The sequence below is a fragment of the Pseudomonas sp. LBUM1652 genome (assembly GCF_059716105.1).
In genome coordinates this window covers 2058639-2081334 of the sequence record NZ_CP166804.1, presented here as the reverse complement: position 1 = coordinate 2081334, position 22696 = coordinate 2058639, and the positions used below count along the sequence as shown (strand labels likewise).

The following is a 22696-nucleotide window of genomic DNA, read 5'->3' as shown; positions in this document are numbered from 1 at the left end:
CCTTCAATCCTCGACCACCCAGGTGTCCTTGGTTCCGCCACCCTGGGAAGAATTCACCACCAGGGAGCCTTCGCGCAGGGCGACACGGGTCAAACCACCGGGCACAACCCGGGTTTCGCGACCGGACAAAACAAATGGCCGCAAGTCGATATGGCGCGGCGCAATGCCGTTTTCGACAAAGGTCGGGCAGGTCGACAGCGACAGCGTCGGTTGCGCGATGTACGCGTGGGGCTTGGCCTTGATGCGCTCGCGGAAGGAATCGATTTCCGCGGTTGTCGCAGCAGGCCCCACCAGCATCCCGTAACCACCGGAACCCTGGGTTTCCTTGACCACCAGATCCGGAAGATTGGCCAGCACATGGGAAAGTTCAGACGGATTACGACACTGCCAGGTCGGTACGTTCTTAAGAATCGGTTCTTCATCGAGGTAGAAACGGATCATGTCGGTGACAAACGGATACACCGATTTGTCATCCGCCACGCCCGTGCCGATGGCGTTGGCCAGCACCACATTGCCGGAGCGATAGGACGACAGCAGGCCCGGTACGCCAAGCATCGAATCCGGATTGAACGCCAGCGGATCGAGGAACGCGTCGTCGAGGCGGCGGTAGATCACGTCCACCGCTTTCGGGCCATCGGTGGTGCGCATGAAGACCTTGTCATCGCGCACAAACAGATCCGCACCTTCCACCAGTTCGACGCCCATTTCTCGAGCCAGAAAGGCGTGCTCGAAGAACGCACTGTTGAAGCGTCCCGGCGTCAGTACCACCACGCTCGGATCGTCAATCGGGCTTGAGCTTTTCAGCGTGTCGAGCAGCAGGTTCGGATAATGATCGATAGGCGCGATACGCTGGGCGGAAAACAACTCCGGGAACAGACGCATCATCATCTTGCGGTCTTCAAGCATGTAGCTCACGCCGCTCGGTGTGCGCAGGTTGTCTTCGAGCACGTAATAGGTGCCGTCGCCGTCGCGCACCAGATCGACGCCGGAGATGTGCGAATAGATATCCCGGTGCAGATCCAGCCCTTGCATCGCCAACTGATACTGCTCGTTGGCCAGCACCTGTTCGGCGGGAATAATCCCGGCCTTGATGATGCGCTGCTCGTGATAGAGGTCGGCGAGGAACATGTTCAACGCCTTGACCCGCTGGATGCAGCCGCGCTCGACAATCCGCCACTCACTGGCGGGAATGCTGCGCGGAATGGTGTCGAAAGGAATCAGGCGCTCTGTGCCCTGCTCGTCCCCGTAGAGCGTGAACGTGATGCCGGCACGATGGAACAGCAGATCGGCCTCGCGGCGCCGCTGGGCCAACAGCTCGTCAGGCGTGTCAGCCAACCACCGGGCAAACTCCCGGTAATGCGGGCGGACCTGGCCGCCGGCATCGTACATCTCATCAAAATAGGTGCGGATCATGCCGTACTCCTTGTCACCCGGACATCCAGACCATCGCAAGGCCCGTGCCATCGGCATAAACGCTTTGATTTCAATCGGTTGGATAATCACGCCACAGACGCCGCACCATTCCTGTGCGACAAATGCCCCAACCTGATTGCCCCCGCCTCATTGCGACGCAGTGCTGTCGCCTATCACCAGCATAGTCAGAGTTGATTTCACTGCTCGCGGCTGGCTGCGGATAATCCGCGCATCCGCTGAAAAAACTTCCCCCGATGAAGCCTTCAGCCCAATCGATCCGGACTGCCTTTGCGGCCCTCAAAGCCTTAACCCTGACCGGTTTCCTCTCCTTATCGGTCTTCCCTTTTAGCCACCCTCTCCGGTGGCTTTTTTTTGCCTCGGATTCTTGTTTCAGGGTTTTGCCACGGGAATTCAAGCGAGCCAAAAACGACAACGGCCAACCCGAAGGTCAGCCGTTGCTTGCGTTGATTACCAGAGATCAGTTCAAACGGTGGCGGTTACGCACCTCCTGCTTGACGCCCCAGCCTTCGATGATGCCACCCAAGGGCTCGACCACCGCCGAAAAGCCCTGCTCGAAATCGCCGATATCGTCATAGGTCGCGTACATCACTTTGCTCAATTCCAGAGACCACGCGCCGTCGTCGCGCGCGCTGACCTGGGCATTGATGGATTCACCGCGAAACTTGCCTGCCGCCCTGCGCGCCCGCTCCTCGTCCGGGAAAATGGCGTAAAACTCGATGGGATGGAATCGGGAAAAATCGAAACCGCCTTCTTTCATGCGGCGCAGTACATTGCTGCTGATGTCTTCTTGATAGGCTGTGCTCATGAATCGTCCCCCTCGGATAGATGGATAGACTTTCCGTATTCCCGCCCCGGGCCTTACTGGCCAAAGTACTACGGCAACGTGGTTGCGCGCGGGAAACAAGCATGTAGCTGACAAGACCAGACCTTAGCGATCCGTTCGCTGATCTCGCTTGCAGAGTAGCCCCAAGATAGAGCTGCTGCCAAGGCCTGGTGCTTCAAGTGACAAGAAGAATTTCAGATGGGAGTGATACTGCGGATTTCGATGCTGTTCTGGGTTTTCAGGCTTTTGACGCCTGCATCGGCAGTGCGCCCTTCCAGATCGTTCAGATCCAGTTCCGCGGCGACAGGCAGGAGCCGTTCCTTGATCAGTCGAGCAGCTTCATCGTCGCTTGGGCATTCCGCACGCTCGAAGACCTCATCGACAATTTCACCATGATCGTCCACGAAAGTGACTTTCCACTTTTGCATCGGTGCCTCCTCGATCAAACCCGCAAATGGGCTTACACCTATCTCGACTTTTGGCCGGATTGATCGTTCAAAAGGATTGCTGCGAGCGAACATGAAAAAAGTTACATCCGCTGTAGGAGTTGCGTGATTTTCAGTCGTTGCCTGGCTTGTTAATCGCCTGCAGTACGTACTGCGGCAGCGCAAACGCACCGATGTGAATTTCCGGGTTGTAGTAGCGAGTGACAATGCCGCTGCCGATGAAACGCTGTCGCAGGGTTTCACGGCTCAACTTGCGGTAGGCCGGGTTGGTCGAACCCCAAGCGAACGTCATCGAGCCGCCGATATAGGTCGGAACAGCGGCCTGATAGAAATGCCAGTCCGGAAACAGGCTGCGCAGGCGGCCGGCAGTGGTTTTGACTTCGTCGATCTGCATGAACGGCGTGCCGTTCTGAGTCACGAGGATGCCGCCTTCGTTCAGGCAACGGTGGCAGGCCTGGTAGAAGTTTTCCGAGAACAACACTTCGCCCGGGCCGATCGGGTCAGTGGAGTCGGAGATGATCACGTCGAATTTCTCGGTAGTGGTGGCCACAAAACGCATGCCGTCATCGATCACCAGGTTCAGACGCGGATCGTCGTAGGCGCCCTTGGAATGGTTCGGCAGGAATTGCTTGCACATGTCGACCACGGTGCCGTCGATCTCGACCATGGTGATGTGCTCGACACTGCCGTGCTTGGCCACTTCCCGCAGCATGCCGCCGTCACCGCCGCCGATAATCAGCACGCGCTTGGCGGTGCCGTGGGCGAGGATCGGCACGTGGGTGAGCATTTCGTGGTAGATGAATTCGTCGGCTTCGGTGGTCTGGATCACGCCGTCAAGCGCCATTACCCGGCCCATTCGCGGGTTCTGGAAGATCACCAGATGCTGGTGTTCGGTGCGCACTTCGTGCAGCAGTTTTTCCATGCGAAACCGCTGACCGTAGCCTTCGTAGAGGGTTTCCAGGTACTCACTGGTTTTGGTGACGGTCATGGTGACGTGCTCCGATGAATGCGCGGGCGCCAATCGTGGCGACGATTGTCCGGGAAAGGCGCGCATTCTACGTTGCCGAAGATGACAGGTCGAACCTCGCGCCATCGGCTTGGCACAATCCCTGTGGTAGCTGGCTTGCCAGCTACCACAGGTTTCGAGTTGTTCTCGAAAGTAGCGGCTAGATTCGGACATTCCCCCGCGGCCCGGCGATTGCCCAGATGATCAGGCCCAGCACCGGCAGGAGGATGATCAGCAGCACCCAGACAATTTTCATCCCGGTGGACGCGCCGCTTTTCAGCACATTAATGATGGCCCAGATGTCGAGGGCGAGAATGATCAGACCGATCAGACCGTTAAACGTCGAACCCATGGTGTCGCTCCAGAATAGTGGCATGCACTTTTAGGATAGACGGGCCAGCGCAGGGTTCCCTTTTATTACGCTCAGACGTGAACGGCGATCTTCAGCGCTTCCAGCGACGGTGCGGCGGCGATGCCGACCTCGGCGCACAGTTCCAGCACCCGTGGCACATCGTTGCCGTAGACCAGCACCACTTGCAGCTCATCGTCGAGCAACTGACTGAAGTTCATCAGCGTGTAACCGCCGTTTTCCTTGCTCAGACTGCTCATCTGCACCTGGATACGGTTGAGTGCAGTCAACGCTTCGGTCTTGGCCAGTTGCTTGGGCTTGAGGTTGAAATCCACGCCCGGGCCGAACGAAGCAACAATCTGCGCGAACAGGTCGACGTAGGTGTCGGCCTGAAACATTACGGTTTCCGGCAGGCTGCCGACGACGACCCATTCGCCCAGCGGCATCGGGAACGTGTCGTCATAGTTGATGTCCGGATTGGCGGCCAGAAACGCGTCGGCATCGGCGTAGGCCTGAGCGGCTTCATCGGCCACGTTCAGGATCTCGTCCTCGCCCATGCAGCCGGAACTGATTTTGCTGATTAGTTCGACGAGTGCGGCTTTCATAAGGGCGGATCCTATGGCGAGGGTAGATTTTGAGGGCGCGAAGGATAGCGCAGAAAAGCAAAAGATCGCAGCCTTCGGCAGCGCCTACAGCAGATCAGTGCAGGCGCTGCCGAAGGCTGCGATCTTTTGACCTGATCAACCCAGCAGTTTTTCCAGTTGCGCGGTGGTATCGACCGCGCCCATGGTCCGCGCCGCGTCCAGCGCGGAAACACCATTGGCATCCTTGGCTTTCGGGTCGGCGCCCTTGCTGATGAGGTAATCAACGATTTCAACACGGTTGAACATCGCAGCCATCATCAGCGCAGTGCGGCCATCGAAGGACGAGCCTTCAACCTGCGCGCCACCCTCGACCAGCGCCGAGACTACCGCCAGATCGCCTTTGAAAGCAGCACCGGCAATCGGGCTTTGGCCATTGTCGTTGCGAACTTCCGGGTCGGCCTTGTGTTCCAGCAGAACTTTCACGGTTTCCACATGGCCGTGGTAAGCCGCGAGCATCAACAATGTGTCGCCCTTGTGATTGCGAAGATTCGGTGGCAACCCTTTAGTCAGCAGCGCCGCCATCATCGCGGCATCACCCTCACGCGCCTTGTTGAAAACCTGCTCGGCAAATTCGGCAGCCTCTTCAGGGGTCATCTGGCGGCTTTGGTCGGACATTAGGCAACTCCACTTCGGTCAATCGGAAAGCCGACAGTTTTCCCGAGCAATACGATAGCTGTCACCCTCTTTTTCTCAAGATTGCCTATAGCCACAATCAATAACGGTATTTGCCCTGATGAATTTCAGCCAAAACTTCATCGGTGACCTGCACATAGGTCTGCGTGCCGGGCAGCCAGGCGAAGATCGGGTCATCGCCCGTCTGGCCGGGGTCGAAACCTTCTTTTTTCAGCCGGGTTTTCTGGTATTTGAAGGTGCCGGTGGTTTCCATTTTCACCTTCACCCGCAAAAACAACGGTACGGCGTAGGCCGGCATGCGTTGCCGTGCAAAGGTCAGCAGTTCTGCAAAATCCAGGGTCGCAAGAGATTCAGCCGGGGTTATCGCCGCCATCCCGGCGCGACCGTTGGTGTTGCAGATTTCCACGCCATACGCCACCGCCTCGGAGATGTGCGGATGCTGTAGCAGAAGGTTTTCGACTTCTGTGGTCGAAACGTTTTCACCCTTCCAGCGATAGGTGTCGCCAAGCCGATCAACAAACTGGGCATGACCGAAGCCGATATTTCGCAGCAAGTCACCGGTATTGAAGAAACGGTCGCCTTTGTTAAACACATCGTCCAGCACGACCTTGGCGGTCTTCTGCGGATCGGTGTAACCGTCCAGCGGTGCCTTCTCGTCGATCCGTGCCAGCAGCAACCCCTGCTCGCCCTTGCCGACCTTGCGCATGAAACCGTCATCGCCACGAAGAGGCTCACCGCTGTCGTGATCGTAGGCGACCAACTCCCAGGCCATCAGGGAAAAGCCGATGGTGTTGTCAAAGTTGAGGATGTTGGTGAAGCCGATATTGCCGTCGCTCGCCGCATACAGTTCGCAAATGTGATCCACCGCAAACCGTGTCTTGAATTGCGCCCAGGCGCCCGGGCGCAAACCGTTGCCGATCATCTTGCGCACGCCGTGACGGCTGTCATCGGCACTGGCCGGTTGATCGACCAGATAGCGGCACAACTCGCCGACGTAGCCGATGGTGGTCGCGCGATAGCGGCGTACGTCGCTCCAGAACTGGCTCGCGCTGAATTTGCGGCGGATCGCAAAACCCGATGCGCCATTGATCGCCGAGCCCCAGCACACGCAAAGGCCGGTGGCGTGGTACAGCGGCAAGGTGCAATAAACCACGTCGTCCGGGCGCATATTCAGCGCGATCATGCCGAAACTGGCGGAACTGCGCATCCAGCGGCCGTGCTTGAATACCCCCGCCTTGGGCAGTCCGGTGGTGCCGGAGGTGTAGATGTAGAAGCAAGGGTCATCGAAAAATACTTGCTGGCTGCTCGACGGATTATCGCTGCTGGCGTCGGCACTGGCGCTGATCAGATTGACATAGCCCTCGGACGCAATGCCCGGGTGGCTGTAGGTGTCCTGATCCGCGACAAACCATGTGCGCTGCGGCGCAATCGACACCTGCTCGCGCACCGCAGCAAATGCGGGCACCAACTCTTCGCCGACCACGATCGCCACCGGCGCTACAAGGTTCACGCTGTGGATCAGTGTGTCGCGGGTCTGCGAGGTATTGAGCAGCGCGCTGACAGCGCCGACCTTGGCCAGCGCCAGTATCGTCACCAGCAGTTCCGGGCGATTTTCGACGAATACCGCCACCACGTCGCCCTTGCCGATGCCCTGCCCGTTCAGATAGTGGGCGATACGATTGGCCCACTGGTTGACCTGCGCATAGGTCAGCAACACATCGCCCTGCAATAACGCCGGCCCATCAGGATTGCGCAGAGTCGCTTGTTCGAATGTCCAGCCAAGGCCACAGCTTTGGGTCGGATCCGTGACGTTGGCCACCTTCATGCCTTTAACCACCCGAGGGATGGCTTTGGCGATCATCGGCAGTTTGCGGAGCATCATGCCCCAGGTAATCGTGTCGCTTGGCGCGTGACTCATGGAAGCTCCCCGTTCGGCCTTGGCGTTGGCCGGTGTTTTTATTGTCGGGCGACTGGGTGAGGCAACCGGCGATCTTTTGCGACGGTCGAGACCGAAAATACGTCAGCGCTTCTCGGCCTGTACACGCGGTTTTTGCAATGTTTTGTATCCGCAGGCTCAACGGCGACGGCGCTGATCCTGGCTTTACCAATTGGTTCCGTAGAATCGACAACGATCCCGCAAAATGCAGGATGCACGATGGCCATTCATGCAGATTGCACGACCCGTTTAAATTTTAAATTTTTTAACTTGTTGATTTATATGGATTTTAATTTTATCGACTGCTGGCACAATCACTGCAACCTCCTCTGCATGCTTGCCATTCAAGTGCATACGGAGCTGAAAAACATGAGCCTGATCCAAGAAAAATTTACCTCCCTGTTCTCCAACTTCGACGTCACCACTGCGCCGCGTCCCGATGGCGGGATTCTGCTGACCCTGCGCAGTGCCGACGGCAAAGTGTTCAAGCGCGCCCTCACCTATCAACAACTGCATGCCGGCGACCAACTGTCGTGGGCGATCAGTGCGATTCGCCGTGACTTGGCCGAACAGGCCAGCGAACTGCCGCAAATTGCGATGTTGCAGAGCCAGCAGCGTTTTGCCCTGCCGACTTATCACTCGCTGTAATTCAAACCCTTAAACAAAACAGGCCGTGAAGCATGCGCTTCACGGCCTGTTTGTTTGTGCGCCGTTTCCTTGTAGGTGCTTTAGAAGGCTTCCGGTTCAATTCCGGTAAAACTATCGACCGTCACATGCCCCGCCAACTCCCCGCCTTCACGGGCCAGACCGCAGGTTTGCAAACCGGCAGCCTGAGCCGCATCGAGTTCCTGCACGATGTCTGACAGAAAGAGAATCTGCGCAGGTTCAACACCAATCGCCTGTTGAATATTGGTGTAAGACTGCGCCTCGCGCTTGGGCCCTGACGTGGTGTCGAAGTAACCACTGAACAGCGGCGTCAGATCACCCGCCTCAGAGCAGCCAAAGATCAGCTTCTGCGCCTGGATCGAACCGGACGAATACACAAATAGTTGATAACCCGCCTGATGCCAGCGTTGAAGTGCTTCAACAGCATCCGGGTAAACGTGGCCCTTCAACTGCCCGGCCTGATAGCCCTGCTCCCACACCATGCCTTGCAACGCCTTTAGCGGCGTGGCCTTGCGGTCTTCGGCGATCCAGTCCAACAGAATCTCGACAACACGTTCAACATCAGCCTGCGGCTCGTTGCTGTCGCGGCGCACAGCATCAAGTTGCTCGGCGACATCGGCACGTTCGGCGTTCTGCCGCACGAAGTCCGGCAGATGTTTGGCCGCATACGGGAACAGCACGTCGAAAACGAAACTCACCGCGCTGGTGGTGCCTTCGATGTCGGTAAGAATGACTTTGATCGACATCGGCTCAGTCCTCCAGACGCGGGAAGCGGCCGGCGATGTCTTCGCCGGTGAAGTTGGCGACCCAGCCGTCAGGATTGTTGAACAGGCGAATCGCCACGAAATGAGGATGCTCGCCCATGTCGAACCAGTGCCTGGTGCCGGCCGGCACCGAGATCAGATCGTTCTTCTCGCAGAGTACGGCGTAAACGTAATCGTCGATGTGCAGGGTAAACAGCCCACGGCCAGCGACGAAAAAGCGTACTTCGTCTTCGCCGTGGCGGTGTTCTTCAAGGAACTTGGCGCGCAATTCGGCTTTTTGCGGGTGATCGCTGTTGACGCTGATGACATCGACGGTGACGTAACCGCGTTCGGTCATCAGTTTGTCGATCTGCTCTTGATAAGCGCTGATCACTTCTTCCTGTGTCGCGCCGGGCTGGATCTTTGCGGCGGCTTGCCAGCGGTCGAAACGCACGCCCTGCTCGGCCAGGGTGGAAGCGATGTCTTCGAAATGGGTCAGCACCTTGTTTGGAATCTCGGGGCTGGAAATGTGATAGACGGACAGGCTGCTCATTGGGGCAATTCCTCGGTATCGGCCTTGCCGTCCGGTTCTTGCAGACCGGTCGGGCACAGCATTTCATCAGGCAAATGGGCTGCTTCTGGTGAAGTCAGCCTTGGCGGTTCATGACGCTGCGAGTTTTCAACTCGCATTCAAACAGGAATTCAAAGGCCTCGATCTGGCGTAGCGCGTCGTTCATTTGCGCGCCCCAGGTGTAGAGGCCGTGGCCACGGATCAAGTAGCCGACGCAATCGGGATGGCCATCGAGCCAAGGCTGCACCTTGCCGGCAAGGCGCGCAATGTCCTGATCGTTGTCGAAAATCGGCACGCGCACCCGGGATTCGTGGGTCGAAATGCCGCTGAAGGCTTTTTGCAGCTCGTAGTCTTCGAACTCGATGAAATCTTCCGGGGTCAGCCGTGAAAGCACCGTGGCGTTCACCGAATGGGTGTGCAGCACCGCTCCGATTTCAGGGCGCCAGCTATAGAGCTGGGTGTGCAGCAGGGTTTCGGCGGACGGTTTTTTACCCGGCTCCAGACTGTTACCGGAAAAGTCGGTGGCCAGCACATCATCCACACCCAACTGCCCCTTGTGCTTGCCGGATACGGTGAGCAGCGCTTCGCTGGACGACAGGCGTGTCGAATAGTTGCTGCTGGTGGCCGGCGACCAGCCTCGACCGTAGAGAAAACGCCCGGCGTCGACGATTTGCTGGGCGAGTTGTTCACGCGTAAGGCTCATGGCCTGTCCTCTTGCATACGTGTGGCAATGATAACGGCAGCAGCGAGCGCAGCGAGACTGGCAATACTAAAGGTCAATGTCGAGCCGAGGGCATTCCAGCTGTAGCCGGAATACAAAGCGCCCAACGCACCGCCGGTACCGGCCAGTGCCGCATACAACGCCTGCCCCTGGCCTTGCTGCCGCGCACCAAAGCTACGTTGCACGAACTGGATGGCAGCGGCGTGAAAGCTGCCGAAGGTCGCCGCGTGCAGAACCTGCGCAAACAACAGCAGACCCAGGAATTCGGCGAACGAACCGAGCAGTACCCAGCGCAGCGCCGCCAGCAGAAAACTGGCCATCAGCACCCGGCGCACCGAGATACGCGCAAGAATCCGGCTCATGGCCATGAACATCAGCACTTCGGCGACCACACCGACTGCCCAAAGCATGCCGATTACGCCGCGACTGTAGCCGAGGCGTTCCAGGTGCAAGGTCAAAAACGTGTAATAAGGCCCGTGGCTCATCTGCATCAGCGCGACACTGCCGTAAAACGCGAGAACGCCAGGACTGCGCAACTGCTTGAGAAAGCCGTCCCCATTTGGTCGATTGCCCTGTACCGGTTGCGCGTTCGGCACCCACAAGCTGCTGAGGACGATGCCGGCCATGATCAACACCAGCGCCGCCGGGTAGATGTCGAGGCTGAGCCATTCGAACAGGCGACCCAGCGCGACCACGGTGATGATGAAACCGATCGAACCCCACAGGCGGATCTGGCTGTAACGGGAGGTCTGGCCCTGCAAATGCGCCAGCGTGATGACTTCAAACTGCGGCAACACCGCGTGCCAGAAGAACGCATGCAACGCCATGACCATCGCCAGCCAGGCGTAGGTCTTGCTGACGAAAATCAGCGAAAAGGTCAGCAGCGTGCACACCGCGCCGAAGCGCACGATAGCCAGGCGTTTGCCGGTGTAATCACCCAGCCAGCCCCAGATGTTCGGCGCCACGCAGCGCATCAGCATCGGGATCGCCACTAGCTCACCAATGCGGGCGGCGCTGAAGCCAAGGTGATCGAAGTAAAGCGCCAGGAACGGCGCCGTCGAGCCGAGCAAGGCGAAGTAGAACAGGTAGAAACTGGACAGCCGCCAGTAAGGGAGCGCCGCCACGCCGGTTATGCCGCGACGGCTTTGAGGTCTGCCATTAAAGCTGACCCAGCACCGGCGTGCTCACCCGTACATCGGCGTTCTGGCCACGGTGACGCAGCAGATGATCCATCAGCACGATGGCCATCATCGCTTCGGCAATCGGCGTGGCACGGATGCCAACGCACGGATCGTGGCGACCCTTGGTAATCACGTCGACCGGGTTGCCATCGACGTCGATCGAACGGCCCGGGGTGGTGATGCTCGACGTCGGCTTCAGCGCCAGGTGCGCAACGATTGGCTGACCAGACGAGATACCGCCGAGGATGCCACCAGCGTTGTTGCTGAGGAAGCCTTCCGGAGTCAGCTCATCGCGATGCTCAGTGCCGCGCTGGGCGACGCAGGCGAAACCGGCGCCGATTTCCACGCCTTTCACCGCGTTGATGCTCATCAGTGCGTGGGCCAGTTCCGCGTCGAGGCGGTCGAAAATCGGCTCGCCCAGGCCCGGCATCACGCCTTCGGCGACGACGGTGATCTTCGCACCCACCGAGTCCTGATCACGGCGCAACTGATCCATGTAGGCTTCCAGCTCCGCAACCTTGTCCGGATCAGGGCTGAAGAAGGCGTTGTCTTCGACCGAATCCCAGGTCTTGAACGGGATTTCGATCGGGCCGAGCTGGCTCATGTAGCCGCGAATGACGATGCCTTGGCTCGCCAGATACTTCTTGGCAATCGCACCGGCCGCCACACGCATCGCCGTTTCACGCGCGGAGCTACGGCCGCCGCCACGGTAGTCGCGCTCGCCGTATTTATGGTGGTAGGTGTAGTCGGCGTGGGCCGGACGGAACAGATCCTTGATCGCCGAGTAGTCCTTGGACTTCTGGTCGGTGTTGCGGATCAGCAGGCCGATGGAACAGCCGGTGGTGCGCCCTTCGAACACGCCGGAGAGGATTTCGACTTCGTCGGCCTCCTGGCGCTGGGTGGTGTGGCGGCTGGTGCCGGGCTTGCGGCGATCGAGGTCGCGCTGCAGGTCTTCGATGGAAATCTCCAGGCCCGGCGGGCAGCCGTCGACAATGGCGACCAACGCCGGACCATGGCTTTCGCCAGCGGTGGTGACAGAGAACAACTTGCCGTAGGTATTGCCGGACATGCAGGACGCTCCGTGAAATCAAACCCAAATTCGTGATGCGCGCCAGTATACGCAGGCTAACCGAGTAGTTCATCCTCGAACCTTAGCGGTGTTGGTGAGTCCAACCGGCACCTTGGCGAATGATGGCGTGATGATGCTGCGAGTTTTGATCTTGAGTCTTACCCTCTTTACTGGCTTTGCCCAGGCGACAGTCCTACAGCGTCCGATGACTTTGGATACTGGTAGCGGAGAACTTTTCGGTTCGCTGTTGCTGCCCAAGTCCGACAGTCCGGTGCCGGTTGTCCTCATTCTTTCAGGCTCAGGTCCTACGGACCGTGACGGAAACAACCCCGACGGCGGGCGCAATGACAGCCTTAAACGGCTGGCGTGGGTGCTGGCCAAACACAACATCGCCAGTGTGCGTTACGACAAACGCGGTGTGGCCGCGAGCCTCGCCGCCACGCCTGATGAGCGCAATCTGTCGGTGGAAGCCTATGTCGCCGACGCCCAGGCCTGGGCGCGTAAGCTCAAGGCCGATCCACGGTTCGGCCAACTGATTCTGCTTGGCCACAGCGAAGGCGCGCTGATCGCCACGCTGGCCGCGCCGGGTGCCGATGCCGCTGCGGTTATTTCCCTGTCCGGCAGCGCCCGGCCGGTCGATCAGGTGATCCGCGAGCAGCTGGCCCGCAGCCTGCCGCCCCCCTTGATGCTGCGCAGCAACGAACTGCTCGACAGCCTCAAGGCCGGTCATACCGACGACAACGTGCCGGCGCCGTTGCAAGTGATTTTCCGCCCAAGCGTGCAGCCGTATCTGATTTCGCTGTTTCGCCAAGACCCGGCAAAAGCATTCGCACAATTGCAGATGCCAGCGCTGATTGTTCAGGGCAGCAACGATATTCAGGTCGGCACCGAAGACGCGAAGCTGCTCAAGGCTGCCAAACCCGACGCCGAACTGGCGGTGATCGAAGGCATGAACCATGTTCTGCGCATCGTGCATAACGATATGAAGCGGCAATTGGCCTCCTACAAGGACCCGAATTTGCCGTTGGCCGCTGAACTGGGCAGCAAAATCATCGAGTTTATTGACGGACTTCGCACCCGTTAAGCGCGGTTTGCCCTCCAGTCCTGAAGAAAGCGGCCGATAAGCCTGTGTCGCCAGCGTATCGGCTGGCGACAAGCAGGGCTTGGACAGGATCTCGCCGTTATGACTGATACCCAGACTTCACCCGACACCACCGCTGAAAAAGACGCACCGCCAGCGGTCGAGCTGCCGTGGGCGGATGTCCACGTCGAGCACCACAAGATGCTCCGCCTGGCCCCGCTGCAGACCGATCGTCACACCGGTGGCCGGCCGTTACGCTTTGTTGAGTTCGGTTACGCAGAACGCCACAGCAAAGAACATAGCCTGATGCGCTTGGCGATCAAACTGCCGAGCCAACGGGTACGCAAAGAACAGAATCACCTCGATGTGTGGGCCGATCACACCACCAAGCGTGTGCGCTTCGGCCCGGACAGCGGCTTGCAGATCGAACCGTTGAACCGTGGCATCGGCCGTTTCATGGCCGCGCAAGGGATCAACTGGGCGAAAAAACGCTGGCCGACCTACACCGTCGACGGCTTGGACTTGAACAACAAGGACGCGCTGAACGAAGACCCCCGCCTGCGTCGTGATCATTTCCTGAAAGTCCACGGTTTCGAAGTGGTCTACGCCGATGCCCAGCATTTGAAGGGCAGCATCAAGGACGTTCAGGTCGGTGACTTGCTCGGCGACTGGAACAGCGAAAAGCTGCAGATCGTCGAGATTCTGGAAGCGGCGCAGATGCTTCAGCAGGCCGAGCAAAACCTGGCGGAGCAAGAAGTGAAGCTGAAGAAGCAGGAAGAGAAGGTCAGCAAGTTCAAACGTGAAGACGCCGGGCTGCGCTTCACCATTACCTGTCTGGTGGCGTTTGCGGTGTTTCAGGCCGGGTTGCTGATCTGGATTGCTACGCACCGGTAAATCAAAAGATCGCAGCCTGCGGCAGCTCCTACAGAGACCGGTGTAGGAGCTGCCGCAGGCTGCGATCTTTTGCTTTTAAACGCGGGAAGCGAACAGCGCCTGATGATTGCGGCACTGCTCCGCCGTCAACATGAACACGCCATGCCCGCCGCGCGCGAACTCAAGCCAGGCGAAGTCGACTTCCGGGTACAACGCTTCAACGTGCACCTGGCTGTTGCCCACCTCGACAATCAGCAAACCCTTCTCGGTCAGGTGATCCGCCGCTTCGGCGAGCATGCGCCGAACCAGATTCAGACCGTCATCACCGCAGGCCAGGCCCAGCTCAGGCTCATGCTGGTATTCGTCCGGCATGTCAGCGAAATCTTCCGCGTCGACGTAAGGCGGGTTCGACACGATCAGGTCGAAACGCTGACCCGGCAATCCGTCGAAACCATCGCCCTGCACGGTGTACACACGCTCATCAACGCCGTGGCGCTCGATATTCTGGTTAGCCACTTCCAGCGCTTCGAACGACAGATCGGCCAGCACCACTTCGGCGTTCTGGAATTCGTAGGCGCAGGCAATGCCGATGCAGCCAGAGCCCGTGCACAGATCTAGAATCCGCGCCGGCTCAGTGCCGATCCACGGCGCAAAACGGTTTTCGATCAGCTCGCCAATCGGCGAACGCGGGATCAGCACGCGCTCGTCGACGATGAACGACATGCCACAGAACCACGCCTCCCCCAGCAGATAAGCGGTCGGGATGCGCTCTTCAATGCGGCGTTTGAGCAGACGTTGCAGGTTGACCAGTTCGTCATCCTCCAGCGCACAATCAAGATAACTGTCGGCAATTTCCCACGGCAGGTGCAAAGCGCCCAGCACCAACTGCCGGGCTTCGTCCCAGGCGTTATCGGTGCCATGGCCGAAAAACAGATCCTCCCCATGGAAGCGGCTGACGGCCCAACGGATGTGGTCGCGCAGGGTACGAAGTCGGGAAGTGATCACGGGGCAGAACTCCAGAAAAAACGACTGGCGATTCTACCAGCCAAAACGCGCCACGACGACGCAGGAAAAACACCGGCGCGACGGTAGGAGATTTCTATTTTTTGCATCAGCTATTGAACAGAACGTGTAACTTGACAAGGCTGCAGGCCAGTAACGACGGCACCTACGATGGTAGCGATTCACAGAAGCGCTCAGCCAGAGGACAATGTCGCAAAAGCCCCACCCCAAGGAGCCCCAGAATGTCCGTTCCAAAAACGATGTTTCAACTCAGCGGTCGCGGTTACGCAGCGGCCACACTGAGCCATGCCACTGTGGTCATCATCGATGCCCAGAAAGAGTACCTCAGTGGCCCGCTGGCCCTGAGCGGCATGGACGCGGCCGTCGCGAACATCAAACAAGTGGTTGCCGCAGCCCGTGCAGCCGGTCGGCCGATCGTGCACGTGCGTCATCTCGGCACCGTCGGAGGCCTGTTCGACCCGCAGGGCGAACGCGGCGAGTTCATCCCCGGCCTCGAACCGCAGGGCGACGAAACCATCATCGGCAAATTGCTGCCGAGCGCTTTCCATGGCACCGAGTTGCTTGACCGCCTGCAAAACCTTGGCTCGCTGGACTTGATCGTCTGCGGCTTCATGAGCCACTCCAGCGTCAGCACCACTGTACGGGCGGCGAAGAATCTGGGTTTCCGTTGCACGCTGGTCGAAGATGCCTGCGCCACCCGTGATCTGCCGTTCAAGGGGCGCGTACTCAGCGCCGAACTGGTGCAGGAAGCCGAAATGGCGATCATGGCCGACAATTTCGCTACCCTTGCCTTGACTCAAGACTTGATCTGATAGCGCCTTGATGAGCGGGTCAGCGCGCCGCTCATCCACAAAGTCCTCTCATTTGCCGCAAATGCCATAGCCTCAGGAACAACCCGGTCAACTCCCGGTCGAAGGGCCGATACCCATTGAGGAAGGTCGGAATGAAGTTATCCGATGGATTTGACGCACGCCGCTTGCGGCCAAAAGGCCAAAGCAACTGGCGTTTTCGCTTCGGCGCTGCGATCGCCGCCATTCTGGCGATGTTCGGTGTGCTGCTGGCGATGGCTGGGGCGGCCAGCCTGCTCGGGCGCCCACCAGCGCTCGGCGATTTAAATGCCACGCCGATGGGCTCGGCGATCATTCTCGCGGTCGGCTTGTTGTTCCTGTACTTCGGCGTGGCGCTGTGGCGTAGATGCCGCCGTCGCGCCCGGCAATCGCGGGAACTGAACATGTCCCCGCACCTGATGAAAAAACACGACTGACTCCACGGCCTGGCTTTTTGCCGGGCCGTTTTGTTTCGACTTGGGTAAACTGGCCGCCCTTCGCGGAGGCTGACATGCAAGACGACGATTTTTCCCTGTTCAAAAGTGCGATCCAAGGCGTCAAGCCGATCAAGCACGACCGTGCCGACACCGGCAAACCCAAGGCTGACCGCGCACAGATCGCCAAGCTGCGTCAGTCCGCCACCGTGCGCAGCGATGCCACCATCGTTGATGGCCTGTCCGATCAATTCGTCATCGACGTCGGCCCGGAAGACGAGTTGATGTGGGCGCGCGACGGGGTGCAGGAAAGTCAGATGCGCAAGCTCAAGGTCGGCCAGATTCCGTTCGAAGGCAGTCTTGATTTGCACGGGATGAGCGTAGAAAAGGCCCGGGAAACCCTCTGGGCATTTCTTACCGAAGCGACCAAATTCGAAATCCGCTGCGTGCGCGTCACCCACGGCAAGGCTGTGCGGCTGGACGGCAAGCGGCCGATGATCAAAAGTCACGTCAACACCTGGTTGCGCCAGCATGCGCAAGTGCTCGGTTTCTGCTCGTGCCAGGCGAAACACGGCGGTGCCGGCGCGGTTTATGTGATGCTGAAACGCACGATGATGGAAGGTCGCGACGAATAATCCCGTTACACCGAACTTGCAGGGTTGTGTCCGCCACCGTACCCTTGCCCTTTGCGAAAATCCCCACAGGTAGTTTCATGTCCCTGGAACAGAATTACACCGCGATTCTCGGCCAATTGGGCGAGGACGTCTCCCGCGAGGGCCTGCTCGACACGCCAAAGCGTGCCGCCAAAGCCATGCAGTACCTCTGCCGCGGTTATGAACAGACGCTCGAAGAGGTCACCAACGGTGCCCTGTTCAGCTCCGACAACAGCGAAATGGTGCTGGTCAAGGACATCGAGTTGTACTCGCTGTGCGAACACCACCTGCTGCCGTTTATCGGCAAGGCGCATGTCGCTTACATCCCGAGCGGCAAAGTGCTGGGCCTGTCGAAGGTCGCGCGCATTGTCGATATGTACGCGCGCCGCCTGCAGATTCAGGAAAACCTGAGTCGTCAGATCGCCGACGCGGTGCAGCAAGTCACCGGCGCGCTGGGCGTGGCCGTGGTGATCGAGGCCAAGCACATGTGCATGATGATGCGCGGTGTCGAGAAGCAGAATTCGTCGATGATCACTTCGGTGATGCTCGGCGAGTTCCGGGAAAACGCAGCGACCCGCAGCGAATTTCTCAGCCTGATCAAGTAACTCGTCACACAAAAAAACCGGCGTTGATCGCCGGTTTTTTTTCGCCCGTGAAAAATCGGGTAAGCTGCGCGCCTTCTTCAATGTCCCTGTGAGGCTTGTAACGTGTTCGTCAAAGCGCTTCGTGTCGGCCTCGGCCAACTGATTATCTTCATCGATTTCCTCACCCGTCCGGGCAAGAAAAAACGCCCCGCCGCTGCCCAGGCTCAGGTGGACGCCTCTGCGAAGGACCTGACCCTGTATCAGTTCCACGCCTGCCCGTTCTGTGTGAAAACCCGCCGGACCTTGCGTCGTTTGAATGTGCCGGTGGCGCTGAAGGATGCGAAGAACAATGAGCAGGATCGTCAGACGCTGCTGGAACAGGGCGGCCGGATCAAGGTGCCTTGCCTGCGCATTGAAGAGAATGGGCAGACGACCTGGCTGTATGAATCCAAGGTGATCATTGATTATCTGGATAAGCGTTTCGCTGCGGTCTGATGCATTTGTTGTGGGCCTGCTAACGATGAGGCCCGCCCGGTCAGCGCAAAACCCAGACAACAATAAACCGGCCCTTGAGCCGGTTTATTGGTTTTTCAGGCAGCTTTCTCGATTTGCGCCTTGCGCACCACCGCCGCCAATCGCTTGAGCCCTTCATCCAGCCGCACCGGGTCGATGTGGCTGAAATTCAAACGCAAATGCCCGAGGTTTCTATCGGGGTCGGGAAAGAACGGCTCGCCCGGCATGAACGCCACATCATTGGCCAGCGCCTCGTTAAGCAACGTTCGCGTGTCCAGCGGCTGCTTCAACGTCAGCCAGAAAAACAGCCCACCCTGCGGCACATTCCAATCAGCCAAATCAGCGAAATGCGTTTCCAGCGCCGCTTGAAAACCATCGCGCCGTTCACGGTAGAAACCGCGCAATTCGCTCAAATGTTGCTGATATTTCTCGCTGCCGATCCACTGCAATGCCTGCCACTGGCCAATGCGATTGGTGTGCAGATCCGCCGATTGTTTGAGCTTGAGCAGGTGCGGGAACAGATCCGGGCTGGCGATCAGATAACCGACACGCAAACCGGGCAGCAAGGTTTTCGACACGGTACCGGTGTAGATCCAGCTGGACTTCTTCAAACGTCCGGCAATCGGTTTGGCGCTACCGCCGTCGAAAGTCAGTTCGCGATACGGCTCGTCTTCAATCAGTGTGACGCCGAATTCGTCGAGCAATGCAGCGACGGCGGCACGCTTGGATTCGCTGTAGCGCACGGCGGATGGGTTCTGGAACGTTGGGATCAGATAGATGAACGCCGGACGATGCTGTTCCAGGCGACTGCGCAGTTGTGCCAGGTTCGGGCCATCGGACTCTTGCGGCACGGTGAGGCAGTCGGCGCCGAACAGCTGGAAGATCTGCAACGCCGCGAGATAGGTTGGCGCTTCCAGCAGGATTTCGGTGCCCTGGTCGATGTACAACTTGGCCGCCAGATCGAGTGTCTGCTGGGAGCCGCTGACCACTAGAACCTGACTCGCTTCGCAGGCCAATCCCAACGCCCTCGCCTCCGCGGCCAGCGCTTCGCGCAATGCCGGTTCACCCTCGCTCATGCCGTACTGCCCGAGGGACAGCGGCATGTCGGCCCATTCGACTTTCGGCAGCATGGCTTCGGCGGGCAAGCCGCCAGCGAACGACATCACTTCCGGACGCTGGGCCGCGGCGAGGATTTCACGGATCAAAGAACTTTTAAGGCGCGAGACACGTTCGGAAAAAGCCATGGAAGTCACCGGTAGCGAGGCATGTGAAAAATGAGTCAAACTTGTTGACTGAAATTACGCCAGTCTGAGCGAGTACGTCAACATGCTTGACCTTAAAAACCCCAACAGTCAGCAACAGGCCATGGAAGCTTTTTTCTTCGGCTATCAGGCCTTCACCGCCAAGGCTGACGAAATGCTTGAGCGCCGTGGCTTATCGAGGGTGCATCAGCGGATTGTGTTTTTCATCGCCCGTTATCCGAACTTGAGCGTGAAGGAATTGCTTGCGTTGCTCGGTGTGAGCAAGCAGGCGTTGAACATGCCGTTGCGGCAGTTGCAGGAGATGCATCTGGTTGAGAGCGTGGCGTCGCAGGCAGATAAGCGTAAGCGGTTGCTGGAGTTGACGCCGGAAGGGGCGAAGTTTGAACAGGCATTGCGGCGTGAGCAGGTGAAGTTGCTGGAGCGGGTGTTTGCCGAGGCCGGGGAAGCGGCGGTGAATGGGTGGCTGGCGGTGAACCTGGCGCTGGGGAACACTCAGGCTGCTGTCGAATGACCGATATATCCCTATCGACGGACCTTCCGTAAACAAAATCAAAAACAATATTTGCTTTATTTGTACACAAAAGCATAATCCACAGCGTGCGAGTTCCTGACCGCATGGTCAACAAATTCGCGTATGCCTCAAAGGGCCGCTGCCACCCCTCATGGGTCCGGCCCTGGAAATAAAAATAAAACTCTTGAGGAGTACTCGCTGTGGAAAGCCGCAAATCCGAAGCATCGACGCTGGATCTCTCGCCGCCGTTACGCACTGGCTTGCTTGAGCGCCTGTTTAAACTCAGCTTGCATGGCACCACGGTGAAGACCGAGCTGATTGCCGGTCTGACAACCTTCATCACCATGGCCTACATCATCTTCGTCAACCCGAACATCATGGCCGATGCCGGGATCGATCACGGTGCAGCCTTCGTCGCCACCTGTATCGCCGCTGCGCTGGGCTGTCTGTTGATGGGCCTGTACGCCAACTGGCCGGTGGGTCTGGCACCGGGCATGGGCCTCAACGCGTTCTTCACTTACACCGTGGTCGGTACCATGGGCTACAACTGGGAAACCGCCCTCGGTGCGGTGTTCGTGTCCGGTGTGCTGTTCATGATCCTGACCTTTTCGCGGATTCGCGAATGGCTGCTCAACAGCATTCCCGTCAGCCTGCGTTATGCGATGGGCGCGGGTGTCGGCCTGTTCCTCGGCCTGATCGGTCTGAAAACCGCCGGCATCGTCGTCGACAGCCCAGCTACTTTGATCAAACTCGGTTCTCTGCGTGAACCCGGCCCGCTCCTCGCCGCCATCTGCTTCCTGATGATCGCGATCCTCAGCTACCACCGCGTATTCGGCGCGATCCTCATCAGCATCATCACCGTGACCCTGGCCGGTTGGGGTCTGGGCCTGGTGCACTACGAGGGCATCATGTCCGCCCCGCCGAGCCTGGCACCGACCTGGATGGCCATGAACGTCGCGGGTGTGTTCAACATCAGCATGATCAGTGTGGTGCTGGCCTTCCTCTTCGTGCACATGTTTGACACCGCCGGCACCTTGATGGGCGTTGCCCAGCGCGCCAATCTGGTCGGCGCTGACGGGCGTATAGAAAACCTCTCCCGCGCGATGAAAGCCGACAGCGCTTCGAGCGTATTCGGCGCGGTGGTTGGTGTTCCTCCAGTAACAAGTTATGTAGAAAGTGCTGCCGGCGTGGCCGCTGGTGGTCGGACTGGTCTTACCGCAGTCACCGTAGGTGTGCTATTTATAGCGGCGATGTTTTTCGCACCACTGGCCGGCATGATTCCCGCTTACGCCACCGCCGGTGCGCTGATCTACGTCGCGATGCTGATGATGGGCGGCATGGCCCATATCGAATGGGACGAAGCGACCGACAGCATTCCGGCGATCGTCACCGCGATCATGATGCCGCTGACCTTCTCGGTCGCCGACGGCATCGCGCTGGGCTTTATCACCTACGTGGCGCTGAAGGCCGGTACCGGCAAGTACAAGGAAATTTCCGTCAGTTTGTGGGTGCTCTGCGCGATCTTCATCGCCAAGTTCATCTTCTTGTAAGCGTCACGCGGTTCCAGCTTCAAATCAGCCTCACCCTCGCGGGTGGGGCTTTTGCACATTCGTGATACCAACAAAAATAGGGAGGAAAGTGATGAGTCTGGAAACCTGGTTGCTGTTCAGCGGCGCCGCATTGGTGGTGATCCTGATTCCCGGGCCACTGTCGTTGTTGATGATCAGCAACAGTCTGAATTACGGTTTGCGCCGCTCTTACCCGGCGTTTCTCGGTGGCGTGATTGCCTCGATCTGCTTGCTCAGTGCGTCGGCGCTGGGTCTGGGTGCCCTGCTGCTGGCTTCGGAAAAACTGTTCAGCGCCCTGAAGATCGTCGGCGCGCTGTACCTGTTCTACCTTGCCTGGCAGAGCTGGCAGCAATCGCGTCAGCCATCCACTGGCGCTGAAGTACCGCAGGCGGCTCCGGTACCACGCTTTCGTGCGCTGTTCGGCCGTGCATTTGTGCTGGGCGCAAGCAATCCGAAAGATATCCTGTTCTTCGCCGCTTTCCTGCCGCAGTTCCTCAGCGTCGAACAGCCGTTCCTGCCGCAGTTACTGATCATGATAGCGACCTGGACGGTATTGGATCTGCTGTGCAAGCTGGCTTACGGGCTTGGCGCCCATGGCGCAGCGCGCTATCTGCGCAGCGGCAAAGGCCAGAGCTGGTTCAATCGGATCAGTGCCGGGTTGTTTGGTGGTGCAGGCGCCATGTCTTTACTTGGCAGCCGTTGATCTGATTGAACAAAAGTGGATCATTGCCACCGGCCATCTCGCGCTGACAACTGCCGAGGCACGGGGACATGTTGAAAACCGCATCAGCTCCGAATGCAGTTTTTATCCTTGGAAAGCGCTAACACTCCTCAAACCCTCATCGATCCACCGGTGAGGGTTTTCAAATCCCGCCTCTCGGTATCAGCGTAACGCCTTGCATTACTTGGCCGCAAAGCCAGATATATATACCGCACACCAGCCCCCCCGTTTGCACAACATAAGCCCTCTTGAAACCCGCCGCGCGAAACGCGCTTCACCGGAGCAATTCAATGGCTAAACCACCCAAGAAAATATCCACTACAACGTCAGCCGATCCCTCGGTAACCACAACAAGAGCAACGGCCGACGCCTCTGGCACCGCTCGCGGTGACACGGGGCATTCCGTCCCAGACATCGGGAGCAG

26 protein-coding genes are annotated in these 22696 nt (G+C 58.7%); 11 read left to right on the top strand and 15 right to left on the bottom strand.

What is annotated here, in order from left to right; all coding sequences use genetic code 11:
- Positions 1–3: 3 nt before the first annotated feature.
- From ACA069_RS09480 to ACA069_RS09445, 8 genes are all read right to left on the bottom strand, one after another.
- Positions 4–1413: a circularly permuted type 2 ATP-grasp protein gene (locus tag ACA069_RS09480; RefSeq protein ID WP_187680092.1), complete on the bottom strand. Its 1410-nt coding sequence runs from the start codon at positions 1411–1413 to the stop codon at positions 4–6.
- 478 nt (positions 1414–1891) lie between these two features.
- Complete coding sequence (locus tag ACA069_RS09475; RefSeq protein WP_007960698.1) at positions 1892–2239, bottom strand: ribonuclease E inhibitor RraB; 348 nt, start codon at positions 2237–2239, stop codon at positions 1892–1894.
- Positions 2240–2451: 212 nt separating this feature from the next.
- A complete protein-coding gene (locus tag ACA069_RS09470) occupies positions 2452–2685 on the bottom strand; it encodes a hypothetical protein (protein ID WP_085613485.1) in 234 nt (77 codons plus the stop codon).
- 130 nt (positions 2686–2815) lie between these two features.
- Positions 2816–3691, bottom strand: coding sequence for a polyamine aminopropyltransferase (speE, locus tag ACA069_RS09465; RefSeq protein WP_489878639.1), 876 nt, complete (start codon positions 3689–3691; stop codon positions 2816–2818).
- 178 nt (positions 3692–3869) lie between these two features.
- A complete protein-coding gene (locus tag ACA069_RS09460; RefSeq protein WP_016773784.1) occupies positions 3870–4061 on the bottom strand; it encodes a PLDc N-terminal domain-containing protein in 192 nt (63 codons plus the stop codon).
- Between the two features lie 71 nt (positions 4062–4132).
- On the bottom strand, positions 4133–4663 hold the full coding sequence (locus tag ACA069_RS09455) for a hypothetical protein (RefSeq protein WP_187680089.1): 531 nt from the start codon (positions 4661–4663) through the stop codon (positions 4133–4135).
- A 135-nt stretch (positions 4664–4798) separates the two neighbouring features.
- On the bottom strand, positions 4799–5317 hold the full coding sequence (locus tag ACA069_RS09450; RefSeq protein WP_187680088.1) for an ankyrin repeat domain-containing protein: 519 nt from the start codon (positions 5315–5317) through the stop codon (positions 4799–4801).
- A gap of 97 nt (positions 5318–5414) precedes the next feature.
- A complete protein-coding gene (locus ACA069_RS09445; protein ID WP_497617199.1) occupies positions 5415–7253 on the bottom strand; it encodes a long-chain-acyl-CoA synthetase in 1839 nt (612 codons plus the stop codon).
- 387 nt (positions 7254–7640) lie between these two features.
- On the opposite strand from ACA069_RS09445, the gene ACA069_RS09440 reads away from it, so the two are divergent.
- Entirely contained in the window at positions 7641–7919 is a 279-nt protein-coding gene (locus tag ACA069_RS09440; RefSeq protein ID WP_095191301.1) for a DUF3509 domain-containing protein, read from the top strand.
- An 80-nt stretch (positions 7920–7999) separates the two neighbouring features.
- On the opposite strand, the gene mtnC is transcribed toward ACA069_RS09440, so the two are convergent.
- From mtnC to aroC, 5 genes are all read right to left on the bottom strand, one after another.
- Positions 8000–8683, bottom strand: a complete 684-nt coding sequence (gene mtnC, locus ACA069_RS09435; protein WP_401269738.1) for an acireductone synthase — start codon at positions 8681–8683, stop codon at positions 8000–8002.
- A 4-nt stretch (positions 8684–8687) separates the two neighbouring features.
- On the bottom strand, positions 8688–9233 hold the full coding sequence (locus tag ACA069_RS09430; protein WP_401269735.1) for a 1,2-dihydroxy-3-keto-5-methylthiopentene dioxygenase: 546 nt from the start codon (positions 9231–9233) through the stop codon (positions 8688–8690).
- Between the two features lie 94 nt (positions 9234–9327).
- Entirely contained in the window at positions 9328–9954 is a 627-nt protein-coding gene (locus ACA069_RS09425; RefSeq protein WP_497617197.1) for a methylthioribulose 1-phosphate dehydratase, read from the bottom strand.
- On the bottom strand, positions 9951–11096 hold the full coding sequence (locus tag ACA069_RS09420; protein WP_401269730.1) for an MFS transporter: 1146 nt from the start codon (positions 11094–11096) through the stop codon (positions 9951–9953). The genes ACA069_RS09425 and ACA069_RS09420 overlap by 4 nt, the downstream gene beginning before the upstream one ends.
- 34 nt (positions 11097–11130) lie before the next feature.
- A complete protein-coding gene (gene aroC, locus ACA069_RS09415) occupies positions 11131–12222 on the bottom strand; it encodes a chorismate synthase (protein WP_401269729.1) in 1092 nt (363 codons plus the stop codon).
- A 130-nt stretch (positions 12223–12352) separates the two neighbouring features.
- Between aroC and ACA069_RS09410 the strand changes: the two genes are divergently transcribed.
- On the top strand, positions 12353–13306 hold the full coding sequence (locus ACA069_RS09410; protein WP_401269726.1) for an alpha/beta hydrolase: 954 nt from the start codon (positions 12353–12355) through the stop codon (positions 13304–13306).
- 99 nt (positions 13307–13405) lie between these two features.
- A complete protein-coding gene (locus ACA069_RS09405) occupies positions 13406–14197 on the top strand; it encodes a hypothetical protein (protein WP_497617195.1) in 792 nt (263 codons plus the stop codon).
- Positions 14198–14272: 75 nt separating this feature from the next.
- Here the strand turns inward: ACA069_RS09405 and prmB are convergent, their stop codons facing one another.
- Positions 14273–15181, bottom strand: coding sequence for a 50S ribosomal protein L3 N(5)-glutamine methyltransferase (gene prmB, locus ACA069_RS09400; RefSeq protein WP_401269721.1), 909 nt, complete (start codon positions 15179–15181; stop codon positions 14273–14275).
- Between the two features lie 239 nt (positions 15182–15420).
- On the opposite strand from prmB, the gene ACA069_RS09395 reads away from it, so the two are divergent.
- The 5 genes from ACA069_RS09395 to ACA069_RS09375 all read left to right on the top strand — a co-directional run bounded on the left by ACA069_RS09395 (position 15421) and on the right by ACA069_RS09375 (position 18192).
- A complete protein-coding gene (locus tag ACA069_RS09395) occupies positions 15421–16011 on the top strand; it encodes a cysteine hydrolase family protein (RefSeq protein WP_053118675.1) in 591 nt (196 codons plus the stop codon).
- Positions 16012–16142: 131 nt separating this feature from the next.
- A complete protein-coding gene (locus ACA069_RS09390) occupies positions 16143–16463 on the top strand; it encodes a hypothetical protein (protein WP_064118638.1) in 321 nt (106 codons plus the stop codon).
- 74 nt (positions 16464–16537) lie between these two features.
- Positions 16538–17095 (top strand): Smr/MutS family protein, encoded by a 558-nt coding sequence (locus tag ACA069_RS09385; protein ID WP_497617192.1) that lies wholly within the window; start codon positions 16538–16540, stop codon positions 17093–17095.
- 77 nt (positions 17096–17172) lie between these two features.
- A complete protein-coding gene (folE, locus tag ACA069_RS09380) occupies positions 17173–17718 on the top strand; it encodes a GTP cyclohydrolase I FolE (protein WP_003204506.1) in 546 nt (181 codons plus the stop codon).
- A 102-nt stretch (positions 17719–17820) separates the two neighbouring features.
- Positions 17821–18192 (top strand): glutathione S-transferase N-terminal domain-containing protein, encoded by a 372-nt coding sequence (locus tag ACA069_RS09375; RefSeq protein WP_401269716.1) that lies wholly within the window; start codon positions 17821–17823, stop codon positions 18190–18192.
- A 95-nt stretch (positions 18193–18287) separates the two neighbouring features.
- On the opposite strand, the gene ACA069_RS09370 is transcribed toward ACA069_RS09375, so the two are convergent.
- On the bottom strand, positions 18288–19454 hold the full coding sequence (locus ACA069_RS09370; protein WP_497617190.1) for an aminotransferase-like domain-containing protein: 1167 nt from the start codon (positions 19452–19454) through the stop codon (positions 18288–18290).
- 82 nt (positions 19455–19536) lie between these two features.
- Here ACA069_RS09370 and ACA069_RS09365 point away from each other — a divergent pair, with 82 nt between their 5' ends.
- From ACA069_RS09365 to ACA069_RS09355, 3 genes are all read left to right on the top strand, one after another.
- The gene (locus tag ACA069_RS09365) at positions 19537–19983 is read left to right on the top strand and encodes a MarR family winged helix-turn-helix transcriptional regulator (protein ID WP_187680076.1); all 447 of its coding nucleotides are present in this window, start codon (positions 19537–19539) and stop codon (positions 19981–19983) included.
- A gap of 200 nt (positions 19984–20183) precedes the next feature.
- Complete coding sequence (locus ACA069_RS09360) at positions 20184–21533, top strand: NCS2 family permease (protein ID WP_401269712.1); 1350 nt, start codon at positions 20184–20186, stop codon at positions 21531–21533.
- 91 nt (positions 21534–21624) lie between these two features.
- On the top strand, positions 21625–22254 hold the full coding sequence (locus ACA069_RS09355; RefSeq protein WP_497617189.1) for a LysE family translocator: 630 nt from the start codon (positions 21625–21627) through the stop codon (positions 22252–22254).
- Positions 22255–22696 lie beyond the last annotated feature (442 nt).

Bases quoted from the DNA above. Each gene is read 5' to 3' on its own strand.
- ACA069_RS09480 (WP_187680092.1), bottom strand. From the start codon at position 1,413: ATGATCCGCACCTATTTTGATGAGATGTACGATGCCGGCGGCCAGGTC.
- ACA069_RS09475 (WP_007960698.1), bottom strand. From the start codon at position 2,239: ATGAGCACAGCCTATCAAGAAGACATCAGCAGCAATGTACTGCGCCGC.
- ACA069_RS09470 (WP_085613485.1), bottom strand. From the start codon at position 2,685: ATGCAAAAGTGGAAAGTCACTTTCGTGGACGATCATGGTGAAATTGTC.
- speE (WP_489878639.1), bottom strand. From the start codon at position 3,691: ATGACCGTCACCAAAACCAGTGAGTACCTGGAAACCCTCTACGAAGGC.
- ACA069_RS09460 (WP_016773784.1), bottom strand. From the start codon at position 4,061: ATGGGTTCGACGTTTAACGGTCTGATCGGTCTGATCATTCTCGCCCTC.
- ACA069_RS09455 (WP_187680089.1), bottom strand. From the start codon at position 4,663: ATGAAAGCCGCACTCGTCGAACTAATCAGCAAAATCAGTTCCGGCTGC.
- ACA069_RS09450 (WP_187680088.1), bottom strand. From the start codon at position 5,317: ATGTCCGACCAAAGCCGCCAGATGACCCCTGAAGAGGCTGCCGAATTT.
- ACA069_RS09445 (WP_497617199.1), bottom strand. From the start codon at position 7,253: ATGAGTCACGCGCCAAGCGACACGATTACCTGGGGCATGATGCTCCGC.
- ACA069_RS09440 (WP_095191301.1), top strand. From the start codon at position 7,641: ATGAGCCTGATCCAAGAAAAATTTACCTCCCTGTTCTCCAACTTCGAC.
- mtnC (WP_401269738.1), bottom strand. From the start codon at position 8,683: ATGTCGATCAAAGTCATTCTTACCGACATCGAAGGCACCACCAGCGCG.
- ACA069_RS09430 (WP_401269735.1), bottom strand. From the start codon at position 9,233: ATGAGCAGCCTGTCCGTCTATCACATTTCCAGCCCCGAGATTCCAAAC.
- ACA069_RS09425 (WP_497617197.1), bottom strand. From the start codon at position 9,954: ATGAGCCTTACGCGTGAACAACTCGCCCAGCAAATCGTCGACGCCGGG.
- aroC (WP_401269729.1), bottom strand. From the start codon at position 12,222: ATGTCCGGCAATACCTACGGCAAGTTGTTCTCTGTCACCACCGCTGGC.
- ACA069_RS09410 (WP_401269726.1), top strand. From the start codon at position 12,353: ATGATGCTGCGAGTTTTGATCTTGAGTCTTACCCTCTTTACTGGCTTT.
- ACA069_RS09405 (WP_497617195.1), top strand. From the start codon at position 13,406: ATGACTGATACCCAGACTTCACCCGACACCACCGCTGAAAAAGACGCA.
- ACA069_RS09395 (WP_053118675.1), top strand. From the start codon at position 15,421: ATGTCCGTTCCAAAAACGATGTTTCAACTCAGCGGTCGCGGTTACGCA.
- ACA069_RS09390 (WP_064118638.1), top strand. From the start codon at position 16,143: ATGAAGTTATCCGATGGATTTGACGCACGCCGCTTGCGGCCAAAAGGC.
- ACA069_RS09385 (WP_497617192.1), top strand. From the start codon at position 16,538: ATGCAAGACGACGATTTTTCCCTGTTCAAAAGTGCGATCCAAGGCGTC.
- folE (WP_003204506.1), top strand. From the start codon at position 17,173: ATGTCCCTGGAACAGAATTACACCGCGATTCTCGGCCAATTGGGCGAG.
- ACA069_RS09370 (WP_497617190.1), bottom strand. From the start codon at position 19,454: ATGGCTTTTTCCGAACGTGTCTCGCGCCTTAAAAGTTCTTTGATCCGT.
- ACA069_RS09365 (WP_187680076.1), top strand. From the start codon at position 19,537: ATGCTTGACCTTAAAAACCCCAACAGTCAGCAACAGGCCATGGAAGCT.
- ACA069_RS09355 (WP_497617189.1), top strand. From the start codon at position 21,625: ATGAGTCTGGAAACCTGGTTGCTGTTCAGCGGCGCCGCATTGGTGGTG.